Here is a 20,174-nt window from a genome sequence, read left to right as displayed (position 1 = left end):
TAACATCCGCTGATGTCACCATTCGGGCGTCAAGACTCATTTTTCTAGAACTTGACCAGAATGCACATCGAATCTAAATGCACTTTTTAGAAATATAGCTTAGTTATCTTACACTTACATTAGCCCCCGCAAGGGCTATGCAGGTCATCCCAAGGGCTCGCGAGGCTCTAATGTACGTGCCCCCAAAGCAGAAACGCGTCACGGTCTTCCAAAAGAAAATCTACCTTTTTTCCGACCGGCAGGAGAACCTTGGTGGGAACATGGCCGAACGGTAGCCCAGTGAGGATTGGGCACTTCACTTGGGTTCGGAGCCACTCCACCATTTTCGCAAGCGTGTAGCCTTTGTCCTGCGGAGTCAGTTTGTACTCAGTGAATTGCCCCAGCACAATGGCTTTTTGCTGACGCAGCACTCCTGCATGCATCAGTTGAGTCATCATGCGCTCGATTCTGTACGGGTGTTCACCCACGTCCTCCAGAAAGAGCACGCCATTCTTGATTTCCGGGAAATAGGGTGTTCCCAACAGCGAAACCAGCATGGCCAAGTTTCCACCCCAAAGAGTAGCCTGCTTGGCCAGTAAGCCACTCGAATGATCTTGCTCCGAACTGGGCTTTACCCTCCATCCGGCGCCCTCCCCTGACCCGCTGAGCAGGTCATCGAAACAGGCCATGGTGATTTCATCAGGGCCCTCTGGATCGTTTGTGCCGAAACCTTCGCAAAGTGCTGGCCCGGACCATGTGATGGCTTCAGTTTTGGCATACAGCGCCAACTGCAGTGCCGTGAAATCGCTGAACCCGACGAAATGAGTGCCTTTTTCAATAGATTTTGCAATTTGCCGATAAGGCAAGTCTGGCAACAACCGAGACAGGCCATAGCCGCCTCGGGTGGTCAGGGCCACATCGGCCCCGCTGGCCGCGGCGCGAGCTACACTGGCAAGACGGGTGGCGTCGTCTCCAGCAAATCGCTGCCAGGTATCCAGCGCAGTGGGATCAATTTCGACTTCGTGACCCAAGGCTTGCAGGCGCTTAATACCCCGCTTGAATGAAGCGCGGTCGCGCACTGCCCCTGACGGGGAATAAACGTAGATATGGGCCATGATTGTTAGTCGCTTTGCGAGTTCAACCGTCAGTCGATAGCGGTCGATATAAAACCAAATTGTACCGAGCCACTTTTCGACGAATTTCGATAGCTGCTCGATCAGTGTCTCAGGAGGTCTAAGTTCTCAGCCTCTGGAAAAGTGGGTTATTGCTATCTCAGCGATCACTCGCCCATGCTCTGGCACATGATGACCCGCTTGATCGAAAACCCATGGCTCAGGACACCCAAAAATATCTCGACGCAGCGATTGCATTGCAGATACCGTGCGCGCCGAGTCGCGAGCGCCTATGGCCATGAGGCTTTGACCTCTCCATTGATGACGCCAGAACTGCCGCACTGCATGCAGATCCTTGGCTAGGAGCCTGTTGGAATTGGAAATCGCCGGCTGCAAATGGGCCGCAGCGGTCCATTTTTCACAGTCTTCTTGACCCATAGCCGGGCTATGGGCCTGCGAATCCTGCAAAAACTGTCCTCGCTGGGTCCCATTTTCGCTTTCGGCGCTCCAAGTCCGACAGGCTCCTAGGTCATAGTCTGGTTCAGACATCATCTGGGTAACTGCCCGAATGGCTGAGCAATGCCCTTTATCGGGAAACGGTGCCTGATAAGCCGCACATTCAGCGGCGGAAAGTTGTGGCGCGCCCCGTGCGATCATGCCCGCAATGTCGAACTCGAATCGCGGCTTTCTGGATCGCTTTGGGTGTGAGTTTGAGGTGCGACCAGGCTCTGCGATATCGAGCATGGTGTTCATGACCAGTAAACCGGTGAAGCGCCCGGGCGCCGCCATTGGAAGCGTGAGCCCCAAGTGCGCGCCCCAATCGTGCACGACCAGCACAATGTTTCTTAAATCGAGTCGTTCTATGAGTTCCAGAAGAACTTGGCGGTGCCATGAGAAACTGTGCGCTGATTCTCGTTTGGGTTTGTCGCTTTTGCCAAAGCCAGGCATGTCGGGTGCGACGACTCGATCACCAGCCCCCGCGAAAACGGGAATCATGTGGCGGTACAGGTAGCTCCAGGTGGGATTCCCGTGCAGGCACAGCCAAGTGCGTGCCGCACCCTCTGATGCGCCCTCCTCCACGTAATGCAAGCGCAAGCCGGCCAGGCTGGGCAGATCGCTCACGTACCTGGGATCCCAGTGGTAGTCTGGGAGATTCGCAAAATCTGCCTCGCGTGTGCGTAGCGCATCCTCTCGCAAGGGGTTCGGGTTGCCTCGCCGGGATCGAAAAAAATCTTTTAACAGTGCCCCGCACTCATTGGCCAGCACACCGCCTGCCAGTTGAGTCTGGTGGTTGAGCATAGGCTGACCGAACAAATCGACTACCGAGCCGGCTGCGCCTGTACGCGGATCTCGCGCCCCGAACACCACGCGCTTTAAACGCGCATGCAACATTGCGCCCGCGCACATGGGGCACGGCTCCAGCGTGACATACAGTTCACAGTCGTCGAGCCTGTAATTTCCGAGTTTTCGCGCGGCGGCGCGAAGCGCGGCAATCTCAGCATGAGCCGTGGGATCCTGGTCTTCAATCGGGGCATTGCCTCCAGTTGCAATCAGTTGACCCCGGTGTACTACCACGGCGCCTACTGGCACTTCTCCTCTCGCACCTGCAGCCCGCGCCGCGTCCAAGGCTTGGCCCATCCAGTATTCATCGTCTTGTAACGGCGACTGCGAAATATTCATTCGGAGTGCTGCCTCGAGTCAATCCCTGGCACCATGTTCAAGGTCTGCATCCATACAGCCAGAGCCTGCTCATTGGGGCCACCGGCAGCATAGGTTGCATGCAACGCTGCATGAGATTCCTGACGGTGCTGGTTCAACTTGAGCTTGCATTGCCAGTCGACAATTTTTAGTTCGAAGGCGACTATGCCAGCCAGCATCTTGTGAGCAAACTCCTCGCCCAGCGAGCGCCACTGTGCAGCATAGGGCGGCTCGTGATCGGCAATGAGCTTCTTGAGGAGCGCGTCCTTGGAATCGACCTCATCGATGATCTTAGCCTCTACGGTGCAATGCAAAGCCAGATAGTTCCAACTGGGCACGCGTGCGAGGTCTGGGTAGACCTTTGGGGACAGGAATGCGTGTGGTCCCACGAAAGTCACCAGTGCCTTGGGCCGCGTGGCGAGGTACTTCCAATGCGGGTTCGGCTTCGCCACATGCCCGAGCAGCGTGAACCCATTCTGACTATCTTCAAGGTGCAAAGGCAGATGCGTGACAAAAGGAAACCCTTCGTCATCGGTCGAGATAAGACTGGCGAAAGGGTGCTCCCGCATCAGACGTGCAGCAATGAGCGGTTCGCGGCTGACAAACTGAGGAGGCTGGTACATGAGGCTGCCTGTTTATTCGGGGATGGATCGAGGAAGTGTACGCAGATGCCCTGACTGAACACCATCAATCCGCTAACTGTTGGATTTTGGGGGAGCCGATATGTGCGGAATCAAGGCCAGGATGAGCAAAGCAAACAGGGTTCCAAGCAGAGCCGTGCCCCCTTTGCCAAGTCCGCAAGTTACGCCTATGGCAGCGGTCATCCATATGCCGGCAGCGGTGGTCAGCCCCTCCACATCTTCCTCGGAGTGCCGCTTGATGATTGCACCTGCGCCTAGAAAGCCAACGCCTGCCACGACCCCCTGAATGACCCTGCTCATGTCGGAAATATGCATGCCAGCCCGCTCCGGCACCATGACAAACAAGGCTGCGCCCATGGCGACCAGCATGTGTGTGCGAAGCCCGGCTGCTTTTCCCCGATGCTCTCGCTCGTAGCCGAGTACACCGCCGAACAGTGCAGCCATCAAAAGGCGCACCAGCACACGGGTGGTCTCCGCAGCGTCAGGCAGATCGGCAAACTCCGAAATCAAGGTTGTTGTCACTTCTTGCCACATGTCACTCCCCCTGAAATGACCTGTAAGTCACTAAACGCTCCTGAGGAAAGGCTTTAGTCCGTTGCCGCGTCAAAGCCCCCTGCCCCTGAGGATACCGCTCAGCATGTGCTGGCTGTGGTAAATCACGCCGAGGAAATGCTCACCGCGCCGAGTTCGGTAGGCGTATTCGCACCTTGGAGCAGGTTGTTTGATGACAGACGAATCCCCCAGAGTCATGAAAACTGAAGAGACGAGAACCCGTTGAAACTTCTTGAGGATAGTATGCAAAATAACATCGCATCTTTATCGAAAGCGGCATCCGAGTCCAAGCAAAAAGCTGTTCTTAGTGCGAGCATTTTGGCGCCTCAGTTGCCAATACGACTGGGAAGTACACCGAAAACTTCGTTTCGTGGGCACGCCGATATCTTCGGGCGTTTGGTTGAAGACCACGACAAGCATAGAGCCCTCATCGCGATGATTGGCGAAACCTCAGGGGCTTCCGAAGAACGGAAGAAGCTTTTTAAAGAGCTCGTCCGCGACATCAAAGCCCACGCGGCAGCGGAGGAGCAAGCACTTTGGTCTACTGTAATGCGTAACCCTAAAACCACTGACCAGGCAAGGCACGCGGTGTCCGAGCATAAGGAGCTGGACGATATGCTGGCAGACTTGGCCGCTCGCGATATGGCGTCTTCCGGATGGCTTCGGCGCTTCAATCAGATGAAAGAAGAATATCTTCATCACATCAAGGAAGAAGAGCAGGAGCAATTTCTGGCTGCTCAGAAGAACCTTACTGATCCAGAAATCTCCGAAATACTCCGTTTGTTTCGAGTTCGTAAGCAAACCGAGAAGGCTGCGGCTGAGGTTGAGAAGAAGATCAGGATTAAGAAGTAAAGGCGACACAGGGCACAAGCTGCGACTTCTTTAGGAGCTGTAATATTTCGGACAGCTGTTTGACCCGCAGTTGAATGGTGGCTCTCATTTCAACCCTTAGAAGAGGTTTGGATTTGCTGTATAAATAGACAGTTTGATGCCATCATCTCTTCGGGAACATGCTCCCCGCCCATCGCTACTACTACCTCCACAATTTCGAGCGTGCGTTGGCATGGCTGGTCGTGCGGCATGTCGACCTGCTGGGCGATGCGGAGCGAGTGTTTCTCACGGAGTTCGATAGACTGCCCGAGCTATCGAAGGCGCTACTGGTGCGCCTTTTAATGCGGCGAGGCCCATGGTTTCGCGTGAGCAAGCTGAACTACGATGAAATTCCGGACGTGTCTGAGGCCGCTGCCAGTTTGCTGGAATTGGGCTGGCTTGACGCGTTGGGCGCCATGGACGTGGACGAACTGTTCGCGCTGCACACCAAGCCTGAATTGATGAATTTGTTCAGGGGATCGACGGTGCATGCAAGCATGCGCAAAGCCGAGATGCTGGATGTGTTGCGCAGCCTGCACGCTACCGCCCGCCCCTATGCCCAGTGGAACCCGGCCGCGCGTGAGTCTGTATGGCGCGTGACGATTGGCGAGGTGTGTGATCGCTTGAGGTTGGTGTTCTTCGGGAATCTGTATCAGCAATGGTCGGAATTCGTGCTGGCCGATCTGGGGATCGTCAAATATGAAACCGTGTCCCTGGATACCACCACTCACGCGTTTCAATCGCAAGCCGACGTAGACCAATATTTGATATTGCACGCATGCCGCCAAGCGCTTGATGAGGGTGCCGATAAAAATGACTTGATGCACAAGGTGGCGCTCTGCCACAGCGACAACCCCTGGCTCCAATCGCGCCGAGCCAAGGTCTTGTGGCGTATTGGCCAGGCCTTGGAGCGTGAGCGAGACTGGGACCGTGCAGAGCAGGCCTACGCCCTAAGCCGGCATCCTGGCGCCAGACTCCGCAGGATACGCGTGTGCGAGCGGATGGGCCGCTTCTCTGATGCGATGGCGTTCGCGGTGGCGGCAGAAGCCGCGCCAGAAAGCGATGAAGAACGTCAGCGTGTTGCACGCATGATGCCACGTCTGCAACGCTGCACACCCAGCTACCAGGGTAGGCAGAACGAACTTTCACCCGACGACAGCAAGCGCCCTCCCCGCCCGGTGATGCGCTCACAACAAGAACTGATCGAGTTCGAACTTGAGCTTCCGTCGAACTCCGCGGGAGTCGAGTATGCCGTGCGCGATCACTGGCACACTGACATTGCCCCTGTGTTTTACGTTGAGAATGCACTTATCAATTCACTATTCGGCCTTCTGTGCTGGTCGGCAATTTTTGCACCGCTGCAAGGCGCGTTCTTCCACCCGTTTCAGAGTGGTCCGGCAGATCTGTCGGCACCTGACTTTGTGCTGCGCCGGGCGGAATTGTTCAAGGCGTGCCTTGAAAGCCTGAAAGACGGCACTTACCGCGAAGTCATCCTGCGGAATTACGAATGCAAGCGGGGAGTACAGTCTCCTTTTGTCTTCTGGGGGCTCCTTAGCGAGCCACTGCTATGTTTGGCGCTTGACTGCATACCGGCGCATCACCTGGAGATTTTTTTCGAGCGCCTGCTCAGCGACCTACGGGCCAACCGCTCAGGTTTTCCAGATCTGGTGCGTTTTTGGCCTTCGGAGCGGCGCTACGAATTGGTTGAGGTCAAAGGCCCTGGCGACAAATTGCAGGACAATCAGATCAGGTGGCTGCGGTACTTTTACGAGCATGGTATTGCCGCTCGCGTCTGCCACGTACGCTGGCGCATGGCGCCGGCAGGCGAGGCTGCCCCATGAGCTATGTCGTGGCGGTGCGAGCCCTTTGCGAGTTCACCGCCAGAGCGGGTGATCTGGATCTGCGCTTCACACCAGCACCCTCAGCACTGGAAGGCATGGCAGGCCACGGACTGGTGCAATCGCGCAGAAGCGCGACCTATGAATCCGAAATCAGTCTCTCTGGTCAATACGAGAATCTTCGGGTGCGTGGCCGCGCTGACGGCTTCGATCCGCAGACAGGCCAGTTAGAGGAAATCAAGACCTACCGTGGGACTCTGGAAGGAGTACGCCCACATCAACGAGCGGTTCATTGGGCTCAGGCAAAGGTTTATGGGCACCTTCTGTGCCAGGCGCGCGGTTTGATGAGCCTGCGCGTGGCACTGGTGTACTTCAATATCGGCACTGGCGAAGAGACCGTGCTGCTGGAAACGCATGATGCTGAGTCGCTGCAATCGCTATTTGAGGAGCAGTGCGCCAGTTTCCTGGCGTGGGCGCAGAGCGAGACAGCACACCGGACGGCGCGCGACGCAGAACTGGAGGCATTGCAGTTTCCCATGGAGCGCTTTCGAACAGGCCAGCGCGAGTTGGCCGTGGCCGTTTATCGCTCAGCGCGTGCCGACGAGGGTGGTCAATGCCTGATGGCCCAGGCGCCCACCGGCATCGGCAAGACCATGGGCACGATTTTCCCTATGCTGAAGGCCTGCCCGGGCCAAGGTCTGGACAAGCTGTTTTTCCTGACGGCCAAGGGGACGGGCCACGGCTTGGCGTTGCAGGCGCTCAGCATTGTCAACCAGCGAATCGGCCAGCAGGCCACGCTTTCGCAGCGCCAACCCTCTCTGAAGCGAAACGGCCTGCGCGTGCTTAGCCTGCAAGCACGCGAGAAGACTTGCGAACACCCGGACAAAGCTTGCCACGGCGATTCATGTCCCTTGGCACGCGGGTTCTATGACAGGCTACCCGCTGCCCGAGCAGAGGCCATCCAACTTGAGCAGCCTTGGGGTCCCCAAGCCGTCCGAACGCTTGCTCTCGCTCATCAAATCTGCCCGTACTATCTTTCGCAGGAACTGGTTCTCTGGAGCGACGTGGTGGTGGCAGACTACCACTACTACTACGGCAGTTCTGCCATGCTCTATGCGTGGACTCAAGAGCGGCCATGGAACGTTGGTGTGCTGGTAGACGAAGCCCACAATCTGGTGGAGCGCGCCCGGAGCATGTACACGTCTGAACTGTCGCCGTTTTCTCTGGCTGACGCGCGTCAGGCCGCCACCGGCCCCGTTCGCAAGGCTCTAAATCGGCTTTATCGACACTGGAACAAGATATCAAATGAGCAGGTAGCCGACTATCAAGCCTACGAAGCGGTGCCTTCAGCGCTGGTGGGATCGGTACAGCTTGTGGTGAGAGAAATTGCTGCCAACATGGCCGATAAGCCGCTGCCACCCAGTGACCCCGTGCTGAATTTTTACTGGGAAGCACTGCAATTTTTGACTTTGGCCGAGCAGTTCGGCGACCATGCGCTGTTCGATGTGAGTCTTCGGGCGGAGTACGGCGGGCGTAGCCAGGTGCCCGCCTCCACTTTGTGTATTCGCAATGTGGTCCCCGCGCCTTACCTCGCGGAGCGCCATGCGGCTTCGCATGCTACCGTGCTGTTCTCCGGCACCCTGAGTCCGCCCAAGTTCTACCGTGATGTCCTGGGCCTACCAGAGAACACTGGGTGGATTGAGGTAGATGCACCATTTCAGCCTGAGCAATTGAACGTGCAGACTGTAGGCCATATCTCTACGCGCTATCAGGATCGCGAGCGTTCGCTACAGCCTATCGCTGACTTGGTGGCACGGCAGTACGAGCGGCAACCGGGGAACTACCTGTGCTTTTTCAGCAGCTTCGAGTACTTGCAGCAGGTAGCCGATTGCCTGCAGCGTACGCACCCTCTTCTGCCCCTTTGGCCTCAAACTCCCAACATGGACAAGGAGCGCCGGGAAGCTTTTTTGTCGCGTTTCACAGAACAAGGCCAGGGCGTCGGCCTGGCTGTACTAGGAGGGGCGTTCTCGGAGGGCATCGACCTCCCCGGCCAACGCCTGATCGGCGCCTTCGTTGCAACGCTTGGCCTGCCGCAGTTCAACCCAGTCAACGAGCAGATGAAGCTTGCGATGAATCGGCACTTTGGCGCGACCAAAGGCTACGACTACACCTATCTGTTTCCTGGGTTGCGCAAGGTTGTGCAGGCCGCCGGACGCGTGATACGAACCGAGCAAGACCAGGGCACCGTGTTCCTGATCGATGACCGCTATCAGCGCGCCTCCGTTCGCGCCCTGTTGCCAAGGTGGTGGCATGTTCGCCCCCACCGTTCGACCTGAGTTACTTGGCCCAACAGCCCTTCACAGCAGTTCGGCGCGCAATTCGGACGCGCTCTTGGGCGAAAGCAACCCCGGCGCCACATCGAATACCGTCTTGCAGCCTACCTGCCCCATCTGGTGCATTCTGTGAACAGCGCGCGCGTAGGCTACGAGCACGCTCGAGGTGAACTCGGGATTGCTGTCGAGCCGCAGGCTGTACTCGATCACTTGTTTGTTGCCTACAGTAGTGTTTCCGCTGCGGATGACGAAACCGCCATGTGGCATGGCCGAATGGTCGCGGGCCAGATCCTCGGCACTGATGAAGTGCACTGTCGTGTCGTACTCGTCAAAATAGTGCGGCATGTTCACGATGGCCTGGCGGATGGTCTCGGGGTCGGACCCGGCTTCCGGAACCACAAAACATTCCCGGCGGTGTTTTTCCCGCGTAGAGAGTTCTGGCCGGTTTCCGCTGCGCACTTTTTCTACAGCCTCGGGCAGGGGAATGGTGTACTGCACGCCTCCGGCAACGCCTGGCACACGACGAATCGCATCGGAGTGCCCTTGGCTGAGGCCCTTTCCCCAGAAGGTGTATGTAGCGCCATCAGGCAACAAAGCCTCGCCCATGACGCGGTTAAGTGAGAACATGCCCGGATCCCATCCGGCAGAAATGAGAGCCGTCGTCTTGCCTGCCTGGGCCGCTGCATCTACGGCGGCAAAATGTTCCGGAATCCGCGCGTGCGTATCGAAGCTGTCTACCAGGTTGAAGCGCGCCGCCAACTCCGGACTCTGACGAGGCAGGTCCTCCTTGGAGCCGCCACAGAGAATGAGCACGTCGATCCGATCCTTGTGCACGGCCAAGCTCTCCATGCGGTGAACCTGCACATCGGTGCCCAGCGTCTTCACTTGAGAAGGGTCGCGCCGCGTGTAGATGCCGGTGATGGTCATATCTGGGTTGCGGGCAATGGCCGCCTCCACGCCACGGCCCAGGTTGCCGTAGCCGACGATACCGATGCGGATAGCGCCGTCGTTTTTTTGCTCCATGCTCGGAATGCCTTTCTTTACTGAATTGGGGATCTGTGAAAACAAAGCGTCTTATCTTGGTGTGTTGCCTAGGCCTAGGCCGAGGGCGCTGGGCGCGGCCGCCGATCCTTCCGCTTTTGCTGCTCTGCCTTGCGCGCAGCACGCTCTTGCTCCTGCACTTCTGCTGCAGCCAGCCATCCGGCAAATTCTTCAGTTGTTTCCAGCGTCAAGCGCCCGAGAATGGCGCTACGCAGGTCAGTGAGAACAATTTCTGCAGCCTTCTGCAAATTGGGGCGCCCGCCACTCATCACGGCGCCGCGCTTGCGGGCCACCAGCTCCAGCAATTCTTCGTCATGCATCGCGGCGACGGCGCTCGCGTTCAGGCCAAGGTTGTATCGCTTTTCAAGCAATGGCGCGTAATGGTGCTTCAGGTAGGCCAATAGCTCAAGCGCCACCTCCTCCTCGTCATACGCATTGCGACCCACCGCACCGGCTGCCGCGAGTTTGTACCCGCTCTCGGGCACGATGATGCGCGGCCACAGCATGCCGGGGGTATCCCAGAGATAGAAGTCGTCAGCCAAGACGATGCGCTGCTCCTGCTTGGTAATGCCCGCTTCGTCGCCCGTCTTGGCCTCTCGCTTGGCTGTCAGTGTGTTGATTAGCGTGGACTTTCCAACGTTGGGAATACCGCAGATCAGCACTCGCATGGGCTTCATTGCAGTGCCTCGTTGCGGCGCGAGCTGGCGGCAGGCGTCAATGAGACGTCGCGCGGGGGCTGCGTCCGAAGCGTCGAGCGCAATGGCGCGGGTGCCCGGACGGGCGTTGTACCAATCGAGCCAAGCAACGGTACGCGCCGAGTCGGCCACGTCCTGCTTGTTCAGCACCTTGAGCGAGGGCTTCTGACCTGTCAGCTCCGCCAGCAACGGATTGGCACTGGAGCCGGGCAGGCGTGCGTCCAGCAGCTCGATCACGACGTCAATATCCTTCATGCGCTCGACAATCGCCTTGCGCGTCAGATGCATGTGACCGGGAAACCACTGGATTGCCATAAACTGCGTACTTTCACGAATGAGGAAAAAAAGGCCCTTATGCCTCCTGTCAACCAGACGTCCCTGCGCAAGCAGGATACCGAACTACTGACCAAAGGCGTCATTTGCGCGCTTATTGGTGCGATTGTGCTTCTGGGACCTTACGTGGCGCGCGGGCAGAGTGTGCGCGAGATTTTGCAACAGGCTACTTTGGTGGGCTGGTTTGCTTTGGCGCTGGGCTGCGCATTCCTGGTGCGATATGCCCTCAACCGCAGACGCGCCGCTGGTCGAGGCCAAAAAAGCTAGTCCCAACGCTGCTGGTAGGAAAACGTCGGCAGCTTCCAGCCTAATCGGATCGCCAGAAGGCGCATCGTCAAGCCGACTGCAAAGCTCAGCCCTGTATTCAACGCCAGATTGACTTCGAGCGCGCGCAACCCGAGGAATAGGCAGCAAACCACCAGGGAAACCATGGCATAAAGCTCTCTCTGAAACACCACGGGAACCTGGTTGCAGAGCACATCGCGGAGCACGCCCCCGCAAATGCCCGTGATCATGCCGGACATGATCACCACGGGGACGGAATAGCCCAAGCCCAGCGCCACATCACAGCCTATCAGCGAGAAAGCGACCAGGCCCATGGCATCAAGCAGAAGGAACAGGCGCCTGAGCCTGAACATGTGCTGCGCCACCGTAACGGTCAGCAGGCCTGCCACGATGACCATGCCCACATACTCGGGGTGTTGCGTCCATCCTATCGGGAAACGGCCCAGAATCAGGTCGCGAACCGTGCCCCCGCCGAGCGCGGTCACGAATGCGATCACGGCTACCCCAAAGACGTCCATGTTGCGGCGTCCGGCGGCCAAGGCCCCGGACATACCTTCGGCCACGATGGCGACAAGATAAATAAAAGTTAGCATGCTTATTCCTTCTGGAATGTTACCGAATAAACCGGTAAGCGACGTTCAAAGGTAAGCACTTGCGTGTTGCCGCCTATTTCAATGTTTGATTGGACCAATGAACCTCTGCGAAGTCTTCTTCTGAGAACACAGCGGCAGATGGGGCATTTTTCTCGTCTGGCTATAGCATGGGTACGACGATCACCGGCGCAAAGCCGCCGCCATGGGTTCTGAAGTTGGTCGTTTGACCGCTGTAGATCCGCGCCGCCAGCAGTTGAACTCGATTGCCATAGGTATACGCCCGAATGTCGAACTTGAGATCGGTCAGCTCTCCATCGACCTCAATTAGACGTTCTGCGGGTGGAACGAGCGCCTGGGCCACGAACTGTCCCGCCAGAATCTCGCCCCAAACGCGTCGAGTGAGCTTGTCTCCCCGATAGGCGGCCTTTGCACCGTGCCCCGCGACCGGCTTGAAGAAAAGCTGGCGACGCTGTGTCCACATTTCATCAGCGCGATCGGCTGTTACGAGCTGCGTCTGCGGCACGACTGACTTGAGCAATTGGCGGTCATCAATGGACGCGCCCCACGCAGCCAACATATCGTCTCGGCTGAGTGCAATGAGGTTGCGCTTATCGGCATACAGGGCGTGAGCGTGCGGATCAGGTGTCATCACCACTGCTCCCGCCTCATAGGCATGTCGAAGCGCCTGATGTCTGGGATCGTCGAGGTAGAAATCGGTCAGACGGTTATAGACCATGTCTACAGGGGCGTCTGCGTGCCACAGCTTGCCGTCGTGCCACGACAGATCCAACGGGTCCGCAATGCTGGAAGTCACGCCATGGCGCTCGAATAACTCTCGAAACAATTCAAACTCCGGTGCCAAATATTGATTGGCTGGCTCGTCATCCACTATAGCCAAGCGGCCCGGACGCCCATTACCACGCTGGGTGCGCCACTCCTTAAGGAACATCTCAAAGAGCGTTTCTTCCAGTCCCTCCAATTCAGAGTTGGGTACAAAAGTCCAATCCATAGCCTCGCAGCACTGCTCTTGCGCGCGCGCCAGAGCAACATTGAGCAAAGCTCCACCAGCGTTGGTGTTGATCTCTATGAGCCGAGGTCCAGCGACTCCGAGATGAAAATCAAAACCCATGCAAGCACCCACGGGGCCAAATGCCTGTTGTGCGATAGGCGGAGCGCGATGCAATGCCTGAGCCTGATACCCGGTCAGTGCCACCACACGTTGAATGGCCGCCACAGTGGCCACGATTTTTTGCTTCATCTCGTACGAGATAAAAACCACCGTGGACGCAAAGAGATGCGGGCGCGTGGTGGCGATGTTCTCCATCATCCCTTTCAGGCTGGGGTCACTTTCCAGATGGGATCTCAATCGCGTCACATTCAATGTGCGGCAGAAACACCCGCGGTTCAGCGATTCAGCCGAGCTAAGAGCCTGCGAGTCAAGTCGCGATTCGACCATGGTCATGTTTTCATTCTCCAGTGCAGCGGAGTCGAAATCAAAGCTACCCCGAGGCAGTCGCCACACTGAGTTCCCAATGATTTCCGAATACGCTTCAGATCATTATCGATACAGCAGAGCCTTCTGACCGGAGAGCGGTGGCTTGTTCGGGCATTCCTGCCCATCAGAATATGGATTGGCCCTGATGCCGATACATCGAACGAATTCTCTGATGGCTGATAAGATAGCAATCAATTACTTACTTTAAAAGCCATCTTTGATGCGTGAGCGATCCAAGCACCTGCCAGCGGAAGAGCGGCGAGCGGTCACGGTAGAGACAGTAGTTAGCTTGGCTGCTGAAGGGCATCCCAGCGACATCACCACGGCAGCCATCGCACAGCACATGGGGCTGACTCAGGGCGCCCTTTTTCGCCATTTCCCGAGCAAGGACGCCATCCTTCACTCGGTGATGTCGTGGGTCAAGGACAGCCTGCTCGATCGTGTCGGCAAGGCGGCAAGCTCTGCTGAATCTCCCGCGGCGGCACTTGAAGCGGTTTTTATGGCCCACATTGAGTTCGTGTGCGAATATCCTGGCGTGCCCCGGCTACTGTTTGGAGAACTACAGCGACCAGGCAGCACCCTGCCCAAGCAAGAGGTGCAGAATTTGCTTCAACACTACAGCGAGAGACTGAGTCATCTTCTAAAAGAAGGCCAGGCAAGCGGTGATCTGGATGTCAACCTTGATGTGGGCGCTGCCGTCGTCCTGTTCATCGGCACCATTCAGGGTCTGGTGATGCAGTCGCTGCTGGCAGGCGACGTGGCTCGCATTCGTGCAAACGCGCCAGGCACTTTCGCCATCTATCTACGCGGCATCCGGAGCGTTCTATGAAGTTTCTTGGTCTACAGCGCCGCACGCTTGCGTTGATCGCGGTCGTGCTGCCCCTTCTCTTTCTGTTCATTTATGTTGCCCTGCGCTCCGGGCCCCTGTCGCCAGTGGCCGTGACGGTCGGAAACGCTGAGTCAAAAACCATTGCGCCTGCGCTTTCGGGCCTCGGTACGGTGAGGGCTCGCTATACGTACAAGATCGGACCAACCTACGCAGGAAGGGTCAAGTTGCTGAATGTGCATGTTGGAGATCTGGTGAGTGCGGGGCAGGTTCTGGGCGAAATGGACCCCGTGGACCTGGACGAGCGCATTGACGCGCAGCAAGCCGCCATCAAGAGCGCCGAGGCCGCACTGCGGCAATCGGAAGCCAAGCAAGTGTTCGCACGAACACAGGCAACCCGATATGAAAAGCTTCTTGCGCTACAAGGCACGAGCGAAGAAAGCACCGCCACCAAGCGGCAAGAGTTGGCCGTGGCGGACGCCGCCCTGGGAGCGGCACGGGAAGACGTCAGCCGCATGCGCGCCGACCTTAGAGCCTTGCGCGCGCAACGAAGCAATCTTCGCCTGGTAGCGCCTGTTGCCGGGCTGTTGATCGCACGCCACGCCGATCCGGGAACGACTGTGGTGGCAGGACAGGCAGTGGTGGAGGTGATTGATCCCAACAGCCTGTGGGTAGATGCGCGCTTTGACCAGATCAGTGCCGAGGGTTTGGCTGCAGGCTTGCCTGCCCGAATCGTGCTGCGCTCCCGCCGCAGCCAAAGCGAACCGGGGCGAGTGCTGCGAGTCGAGCCTCAGGCGGACGTGGTCACGGAAGAGACTCTGGCCAAGGTTGCGTTCGAAACACAGCCCTCACCTTTGCCGCCGCTCGGAGAGCTCGCCGAAGTGACAGTGCAACTGCCCGAACTGCCAGCCAAGCCCACCATTCCGAACGCCGCCATTCGCACCGTGGGCGGCAAGCGCGGTGTATGGAAGCTTGATAACGAAAAGCTCGTATTCGCACCCATCGTCATTGGCCGCTCCGATCTTGATGGGCAAATGCAGGTGGAAAAGGGTCTTGATGCTGGCGATCAGTACGTCCTTTACAGCGAAAAGGCGCTGACCGCTCGCAGCCGAATTAAAGTTGTCGAAGCCCTTCCAGGGGTATCGCCATGATCAGCCTGGCCGGGCGCGACATCTTGCATGCCTGGGGAAAATTCATCTTCACCGGCATCGGATTGGGACTGCTGATCGGCGTGACACTGACCATGGCCGGCGTGTATCGCGGCATGGTGGAAGACGGCAGGGTTTTGCTCGACAACAGTGGCGCGGATCTTTGGGTAGTGCAGAAAGACACACTCGGTCCTTATGCTGAATCTTCGAGCATTCCTGATGATCTCTGGCGCAGCATACGCGCCATGCCGGGCGTCGCCGAAGCGGTCAATATCACTTATCTGACCATGCAGGTGCGCAAAGGAGACGCAGACGTCAGGGCGATGGTGGTGGGCATTAGCGCGGGCGAGCCCGGTGCGCCAGGATGGCCACCGTTTCTGATCGCCGGACGCCAGATCACCCGCGGGCATTATGAGGCGGTAGCAGATATCGCCACAGGCTTCCAGCTGGGTGATGTTTTGACGATACGCCGCAATCAGTACACCGTGGTGGGTCTGGCGCGCCGGATGGTCTCATCAAGCGGTGACCCGATGGTGTTCGTTCCCCTCAAAGATGCCCAGGAAGCTCAGTTCCTCAAAGATAACGACGCTATTCTGATGCAGCGCCGCCGTACAGAGGCCAACCCGACCTTTAACCGACCGGCCGTGCCGGGTCTGCTGGATGCAGTCATCGAGTCCCAGACCAGCAACAACTCCGTCAACGCCGTGCTGGTGAGAATCAGGCCAGAGTTCACGCCGCAGGAAGTTACCGCACCCATTCGCAGGTGGAAACGCCTCACGGTGTATGACCGCGAACAGATGGAAGGGATTCTGATCGGCAAGCTGATCGCCACATCGGCCAAGCAAATCGGTATGTTTCTGATGATTCTGGCCGTGGTTAGCGCGGCCATTGTTGCGTTCATTATCTACACGCTGACGATGGACAAGATCCGTGAAATTGCGGTGCTCAAACTCATCGGTACGCGAAATTTCACCATTGCCTGGATGATCCTTCAGCAGGCCTTGGTGCTCGGGGTGATCGGATTCGTGGTCGGCAAAATCAGCGCAACATTTGCTGCACCGCTGTTTCCCAAGTACGTCTTGCTGCTTCCAACCGACTCGGTCATCGGGTTTTTCGCGGTCCTGGCGATCTGTGTGCTGGCCAGCGTGGTGGCCATTCGCATGGCACTCAAGGTTGATCCGGCCGAAGCGATAGGTTGAAACTGGATTGAAGCATGAGCGCAAAAGGCATTCGCATAGAAAACTTGAGCAAGCGTTTCGGCGAAGGAGACACCGCGGTTCTCGCATTGAAAAACGTGAACATGCAGGTGGCACCGGGTGAAGTGGTTGGACTGATCGGCCCCTCCGGATCGGGAAAGAGCACGCTACTGAAGTGCTTGGGCGCCGTGATTGATCCAACGTCAGGACGGATGATCCTGGACGACACCGTGATCTATGACGATGGCTGGAAAGTGCGCGACCTTCGCGCATTGCGCCGCGACAAAATTGGCTTTGTCTTTCAGGCACCGTACCTTATTCCGTTCCTGGATGCGACCGACAACGTTGCCCTGCTTCCAATGCTTGCAGGTATACCCAACGACGAGGCTCGCCGGCGTGCCCGGGAACTGCTTACCGCACTGGACGTGCAGCACCGCGCACAAGCCATGCCCTCACAGTTGTCCGGGGGTGAGCAGCAGCGTGTGGCCATTGCACGCGGTCTGATCAACCGACCGCCGGTTATCCTCGCCGACGAACCCACCGCACCATTGGACTCGCAGCGCGCCATGGTGGTGATTCGTATCCTGAACGACATGGCCAAGCAGTTCGAGACCGCCATCATTGTCGTTACTCACGACGAGAAAATCATTCCTACCTTCAAACGCATCTACCATATACGTGATGGCGTAACTCACGAGGAAGCGGGAGAAGGGCGCGGTTTCGACTGAGTCTTGCGAGCAGCAAATGGCGTCGAACTCCCCCACTCCACTCTGATGGCGTTGCAAAAATTTGAGGATACAAGTCGCCATTGACGGACGCGGGGGGCACGAATCTCGCATCCTTGGCGATCTGCAAGCAGGAGAGATCATTTCATGAAGATTCGTTTTCTTGGCGCGGCCCGCGAGGTCACAGGCTCGTGTTTCATGTTGGAGGCGGAAGACGTCCGCTTTCTGGTCGATTGCGGCATGCGGCAAGGCGGCCCGGACGCTTCGGCGCGTAACCGGAGTCCGTTTGAATTCAACCCTTCATCCATTGACTTCGTTCTTCTCACGCACGCGCACATTGACCACAGCGGTCTGCTTCCGAAACTGACGCACGCGGGGTTCGCGGGCCCTATCTACGCCACAGAAGCCACAGTGGACCTGCTTGGCGTGATGTTGCCCGACAGTGCGCACATTCAAGAAAGCGACGCCAAACACTATGCAAAGCGCTCCAAAGGAAAGGCGCCGTTTCCACCCCTGTATACCGTTCAGGACGCGCGAGACTGTCTGGAGCAGGCCAAGAGCGTAGGTTACGACTATGAGTTTTCTCCTCACCCGTCGGTGCGCTGCCGCTTTCGTGATGCGGGGCACATTCTGGGATCAGCCATTATTGAAGTCTGGGTCACCGAGCATGACAAAGAGACCAAGCTTGTCTTCAGCGGAGACTTGGGACAACCCAATCGCCCCATACTGCGGGATCCCACGCTGATCGAAGATGCAGATATTCTGGTCATCGAATCCACCTACGGAGATCGGCAGCACCAGGACACATCGGCGACCGAAGATGCCATGATCTCGATCTTTGAAAAGACCCTGTTCGAGCGTGGCGGCAACGTGATCATTCCCGCCTTCGCGGTAGGCCGCACTCAGGAAATCCTTTACCTGCTCCATCGGCTCGCCCGCGAGGGCAGACTTCGCCATCCAATGGTGTTTGTTGATTCACCCATGGCCACCGAGGCCACGCGCATCACGCGTGAGCACATGGCGCTGTTTGACGAACAAGCCAAGCAACTGGCCGATTGGCATGATCAAGGTCATAACCTGCCCTACCTGCACTTCACCGGCAGCTCAGACGAATCCAAGGCGCTCAACCTCATTCGCTCGGGTGCCATCATCATTTCCGCGAGCGGCATGTGCGATGCGGGGCGAATCCGTCATCACCTGCGCCATAACCTGCCCCGACGCGAATGCAGTGTGGTGATTCCAGGCTATCAGGCTGAGGGAACCCTGGGGCGTCGACTGGTGGACGGCGCCAAAGAGGTGCGCATCTTTGGAGAAGATGTTCCCGTCAAGGCTTCGATTCACTTTTTTGATGGTCTTTCTGCACACGCCGATCAACCGGCCCTGCTCGATTGGGCCAGCGCCTTCCACCGATCGCCTGCACAGACTTTCGTGGTGCACGGTGAACCTGTCGCCGCACAGACATTGGCGGATGAGCTTCACAAGAAGTTAGGGTGGCAGGTCACCGTACCGGAACAAGGGCAGTCCGTGACATTGCCCAAGCCACCTGATCGACCGCAACACTGATCCGGAAATTCTTGCTCACAATGCTCTGTGATGCGGGGTTGCATAGGGCCCAATCGCATGCGGCACAATGGCGTGCCTTTATCCTGCTCAAACATGCTCCCCACTTCCCCGCCCATCGCCTTGGTCGTCGAAGACGACGACCACATCGCCCAGTTATTGCAGTTCATGCTTTCCCGTGAGGGCTATTCGGTCCATGTTGCTCAGGAAGGCCGCGCCGCGAAGTCATTCATTGAGACGCAACCGCCCCCGGCTATTGTGCTCCTGGACGTGATGTTGCCTTTTTTCGATGGATTCCAGTTGATTTCGATGTTGCGCGAGCAGCCGGGTTGGAGATCGGTGCCGGTCATCATGCTTACTGCCAAGACACAGGAGCGCGACGTTGTGCGCGCACTGGAAGCCGACGCCAGCGATTACGTGGTCAAGCCTTTCCAGCCCAATGAGCTGCTCGCGCGGGTGCGCCGACTCGCCAAGGTCAAACCATGAGATCCGTGCTGATCGCCATCGCGCTGGCGCTGCCAAACTTGGCAGCCATGGCGCAGGATCAGACTCCCCAGCCACAAATTCGCGCCGCAGCGAGCGTAGAGCGCAGCCAACTAAGCGGCGGACTTGATGACTGGACGGAATATTCCGTGGGCCTCAGCCGTCGCAGCGGTCCGCGCGATCTGATGGAGGCATCGCTGCTGGAAACCCGGCGTTTCGGCATCAAGGACACCCAACTATCCGCTGGCTTCAGCCGCCCGTTGTCGAGCGCGCTAACGCTTTCCGCTGATGCGTCGATCAGTTCCACGCACCGTGTGCTGGCGCAGCACGCGCTGGGCGCGGTATTGCAGTATGAGTTCGCGCACGCATGGTTGGTACACGGAGGCTACCGGCACACTCGCTACGACAATACAAACGTGCAGCGAGGCACCATCAGGCTTGAGCACTATTTCGGCAACTTCAGCGCTTCCGCCGGCTGGTACCCGGTGCGAGCACTGGGCACGCGAGCAGACTCCTTCGATGCGCGGGCCGCCTGGTACTACGCGCAAGACAGTTCAGTAGGTATCGCTGTCGCTCGCGGCGACGAAGCCACTCAGGTCGGTGCTGGCGCGATCGTGATGGCTCCGGTGCGCTCGGTGGCGATTTCTGGGCGGCACGCCCTGGGACCCCGGCTTTCACTGAATTGGTCACTGTTCCGCAGTGAACAAGGCACCTTCTATACCCGAAAAGGCTTCTACGCAGGTGTACAGGCTGCATTCTGACTCTTTTCTG

General features: G+C 57.8%; 19 protein-coding genes. 11 read left to right on the top strand and 8 right to left on the bottom strand.

The window, feature by feature from the left end:
- Positions 1 to 167: 167 nt before the first annotated feature.
- The 4 genes from AAAK34_RS12355 to AAAK34_RS12340 all read right to left on the bottom strand — a co-directional run bounded on the left by AAAK34_RS12355 (position 168) and on the right by AAAK34_RS12340 (position 3,964).
- Positions 168 to 1,094, bottom strand: a complete 927-nt coding sequence (locus AAAK34_RS12355; RefSeq protein WP_231693313.1) for an LD-carboxypeptidase — start codon at positions 1,092 to 1,094, stop codon at positions 168 to 170.
- Between the two features lie 126 nt (positions 1,095 to 1,220).
- Entirely contained in the window at positions 1,221 to 2,771 is a 1,551-nt protein-coding gene (gene tadA / locus AAAK34_RS12350) for a tRNA adenosine(34) deaminase TadA (protein WP_231693312.1), read from the bottom strand.
- Positions 2,768 to 3,412 (bottom strand): FMN-binding negative transcriptional regulator, encoded by a 645-nt coding sequence (locus tag AAAK34_RS12345; protein ID WP_231693311.1) that lies wholly within the window; start codon positions 3,410 to 3,412, stop codon positions 2,768 to 2,770. Before AAAK34_RS12345 ends, tadA begins: the two co-directional genes overlap by 4 nt.
- A 72-nt stretch (positions 3,413 to 3,484) precedes the next feature.
- A complete protein-coding gene (locus AAAK34_RS12340) occupies positions 3,485 to 3,964 on the bottom strand; it encodes an MgtC/SapB family protein (protein ID WP_231693310.1) in 480 nt (159 codons plus the stop codon).
- A 261-nt stretch (positions 3,965 to 4,225) separates the two neighbouring features.
- On the opposite strand from AAAK34_RS12340, the gene AAAK34_RS12335 reads away from it, so the two are divergent.
- The 3 genes from AAAK34_RS12335 (at position 4,226) to AAAK34_RS12325 (ending at position 9,026) form a co-directional block, all read left to right on the top strand.
- A complete protein-coding gene (locus AAAK34_RS12335; protein ID WP_231693309.1) occupies positions 4,226 to 4,834 on the top strand; it encodes a hemerythrin domain-containing protein in 609 nt (202 codons plus the stop codon).
- A gap of 158 nt (positions 4,835 to 4,992) precedes the next feature.
- The gene (locus AAAK34_RS12330) at positions 4,993 to 6,693 is read left to right on the top strand and encodes a VRR-NUC domain-containing protein (RefSeq protein ID WP_231693308.1); all 1,701 of its coding nucleotides are present in this window, start codon (positions 4,993 to 4,995) and stop codon (positions 6,691 to 6,693) included.
- Entirely contained in the window at positions 6,690 to 9,026 is a 2,337-nt protein-coding gene (locus AAAK34_RS12325; protein ID WP_231693307.1) for an ATP-dependent DNA helicase, read from the top strand. The genes AAAK34_RS12330 and AAAK34_RS12325 overlap by 4 nt, the downstream gene beginning before the upstream one ends.
- A gap of 21 nt (positions 9,027 to 9,047) precedes the next feature.
- Here AAAK34_RS12325 and AAAK34_RS12320 read toward each other — a convergent pair whose 3' ends face one another.
- The gene (locus AAAK34_RS12320; RefSeq protein ID WP_231693306.1) at positions 9,048 to 10,046 is read right to left on the bottom strand and encodes a diaminopimelate dehydrogenase; all 999 of its coding nucleotides are present in this window, start codon (positions 10,044 to 10,046) and stop codon (positions 9,048 to 9,050) included.
- Between the two features lie 74 nt (positions 10,047 to 10,120).
- A complete protein-coding gene (ylqF, locus tag AAAK34_RS12315; protein WP_231693305.1) occupies positions 10,121 to 11,074 on the bottom strand; it encodes a ribosome biogenesis GTPase YlqF in 954 nt (317 codons plus the stop codon).
- 39 nt (positions 11,075 to 11,113) lie between these two features.
- Here ylqF and AAAK34_RS12310 point away from each other — a divergent pair, with 39 nt between their 5' ends.
- Complete coding sequence (locus tag AAAK34_RS12310; protein ID WP_231693304.1) at positions 11,114 to 11,359, top strand: hypothetical protein; 246 nt, start codon at positions 11,114 to 11,116, stop codon at positions 11,357 to 11,359.
- Here AAAK34_RS12310 and AAAK34_RS12305 read toward each other — a convergent pair.
- Both AAAK34_RS12305 and AAAK34_RS12300 read right to left on the bottom strand, forming a co-directional pair.
- On the bottom strand, positions 11,356 to 11,970 hold the full coding sequence (locus AAAK34_RS12305) for a trimeric intracellular cation channel family protein (RefSeq protein WP_231693303.1): 615 nt from the start codon (positions 11,968 to 11,970) through the stop codon (positions 11,356 to 11,358). The two genes, AAAK34_RS12310 and AAAK34_RS12305, sit on opposite strands and share 4 nt — an antisense overlap.
- Before the next feature lie 160 nt (positions 11,971 to 12,130).
- Positions 12,131 to 13,297: a hypothetical protein gene (locus tag AAAK34_RS12300; RefSeq protein ID WP_431777319.1), complete on the bottom strand. Its 1,167-nt coding sequence runs from the start codon at positions 13,295 to 13,297 to the stop codon at positions 12,131 to 12,133.
- A 388-nt stretch (positions 13,298 to 13,685) separates the two neighbouring features.
- Here AAAK34_RS12300 and AAAK34_RS12295 point away from each other — a divergent pair, with 388 nt between their 5' ends.
- The 7 genes from AAAK34_RS12295 to AAAK34_RS12265 all read left to right on the top strand — a co-directional run bounded on the left by AAAK34_RS12295 (position 13,686) and on the right by AAAK34_RS12265 (position 20,164).
- Positions 13,686 to 14,294 (top strand): TetR/AcrR family transcriptional regulator, encoded by a 609-nt coding sequence (locus AAAK34_RS12295; RefSeq protein WP_231693301.1) that lies wholly within the window; start codon positions 13,686 to 13,688, stop codon positions 14,292 to 14,294.
- Positions 14,291 to 15,442, top strand: coding sequence for an efflux RND transporter periplasmic adaptor subunit (locus AAAK34_RS12290; protein ID WP_231693300.1), 1,152 nt, complete (start codon positions 14,291 to 14,293; stop codon positions 15,440 to 15,442). Before AAAK34_RS12295 ends, AAAK34_RS12290 begins: the two co-directional genes overlap by 4 nt.
- Positions 15,439 to 16,638: an ABC transporter permease gene (locus tag AAAK34_RS12285; protein WP_231693299.1), complete on the top strand. Its 1,200-nt coding sequence runs from the start codon at positions 15,439 to 15,441 to the stop codon at positions 16,636 to 16,638. The genes AAAK34_RS12290 and AAAK34_RS12285 overlap by 4 nt, the downstream gene beginning before the upstream one ends.
- Positions 16,639 to 16,652: 14 nt before the next feature.
- Entirely contained in the window at positions 16,653 to 17,363 is a 711-nt protein-coding gene (locus tag AAAK34_RS12280) for an ABC transporter ATP-binding protein (protein ID WP_231693298.1), read from the top strand.
- 144 nt (positions 17,364 to 17,507) lie between these two features.
- Complete coding sequence (locus AAAK34_RS12275; protein ID WP_231693297.1) at positions 17,508 to 18,923, top strand: MBL fold metallo-hydrolase; 1,416 nt, start codon at positions 17,508 to 17,510, stop codon at positions 18,921 to 18,923.
- Positions 18,924 to 19,016: 93 nt separating this feature from the next.
- Positions 19,017 to 19,406 (top strand): response regulator transcription factor, encoded by a 390-nt coding sequence (locus tag AAAK34_RS12270; protein WP_431777318.1) that lies wholly within the window; start codon positions 19,017 to 19,019, stop codon positions 19,404 to 19,406.
- Entirely contained in the window at positions 19,403 to 20,164 is a 762-nt protein-coding gene (locus AAAK34_RS12265; RefSeq protein ID WP_231693295.1) for a YaiO family outer membrane beta-barrel protein, read from the top strand. The genes AAAK34_RS12270 and AAAK34_RS12265 overlap by 4 nt, the downstream gene beginning before the upstream one ends.
- Positions 20,165 to 20,174: the final 10 nt, after the last annotated feature.

The organism is Ottowia caeni (genome assembly GCF_050821495.1).
GTDB classification, from domain to species: domain Bacteria; phylum Pseudomonadota; class Gammaproteobacteria; order Burkholderiales; family Burkholderiaceae_C; genus Ottowia; species Ottowia caeni.
This window is presented reverse-complemented; position numbering and strand designations above follow the sequence as displayed.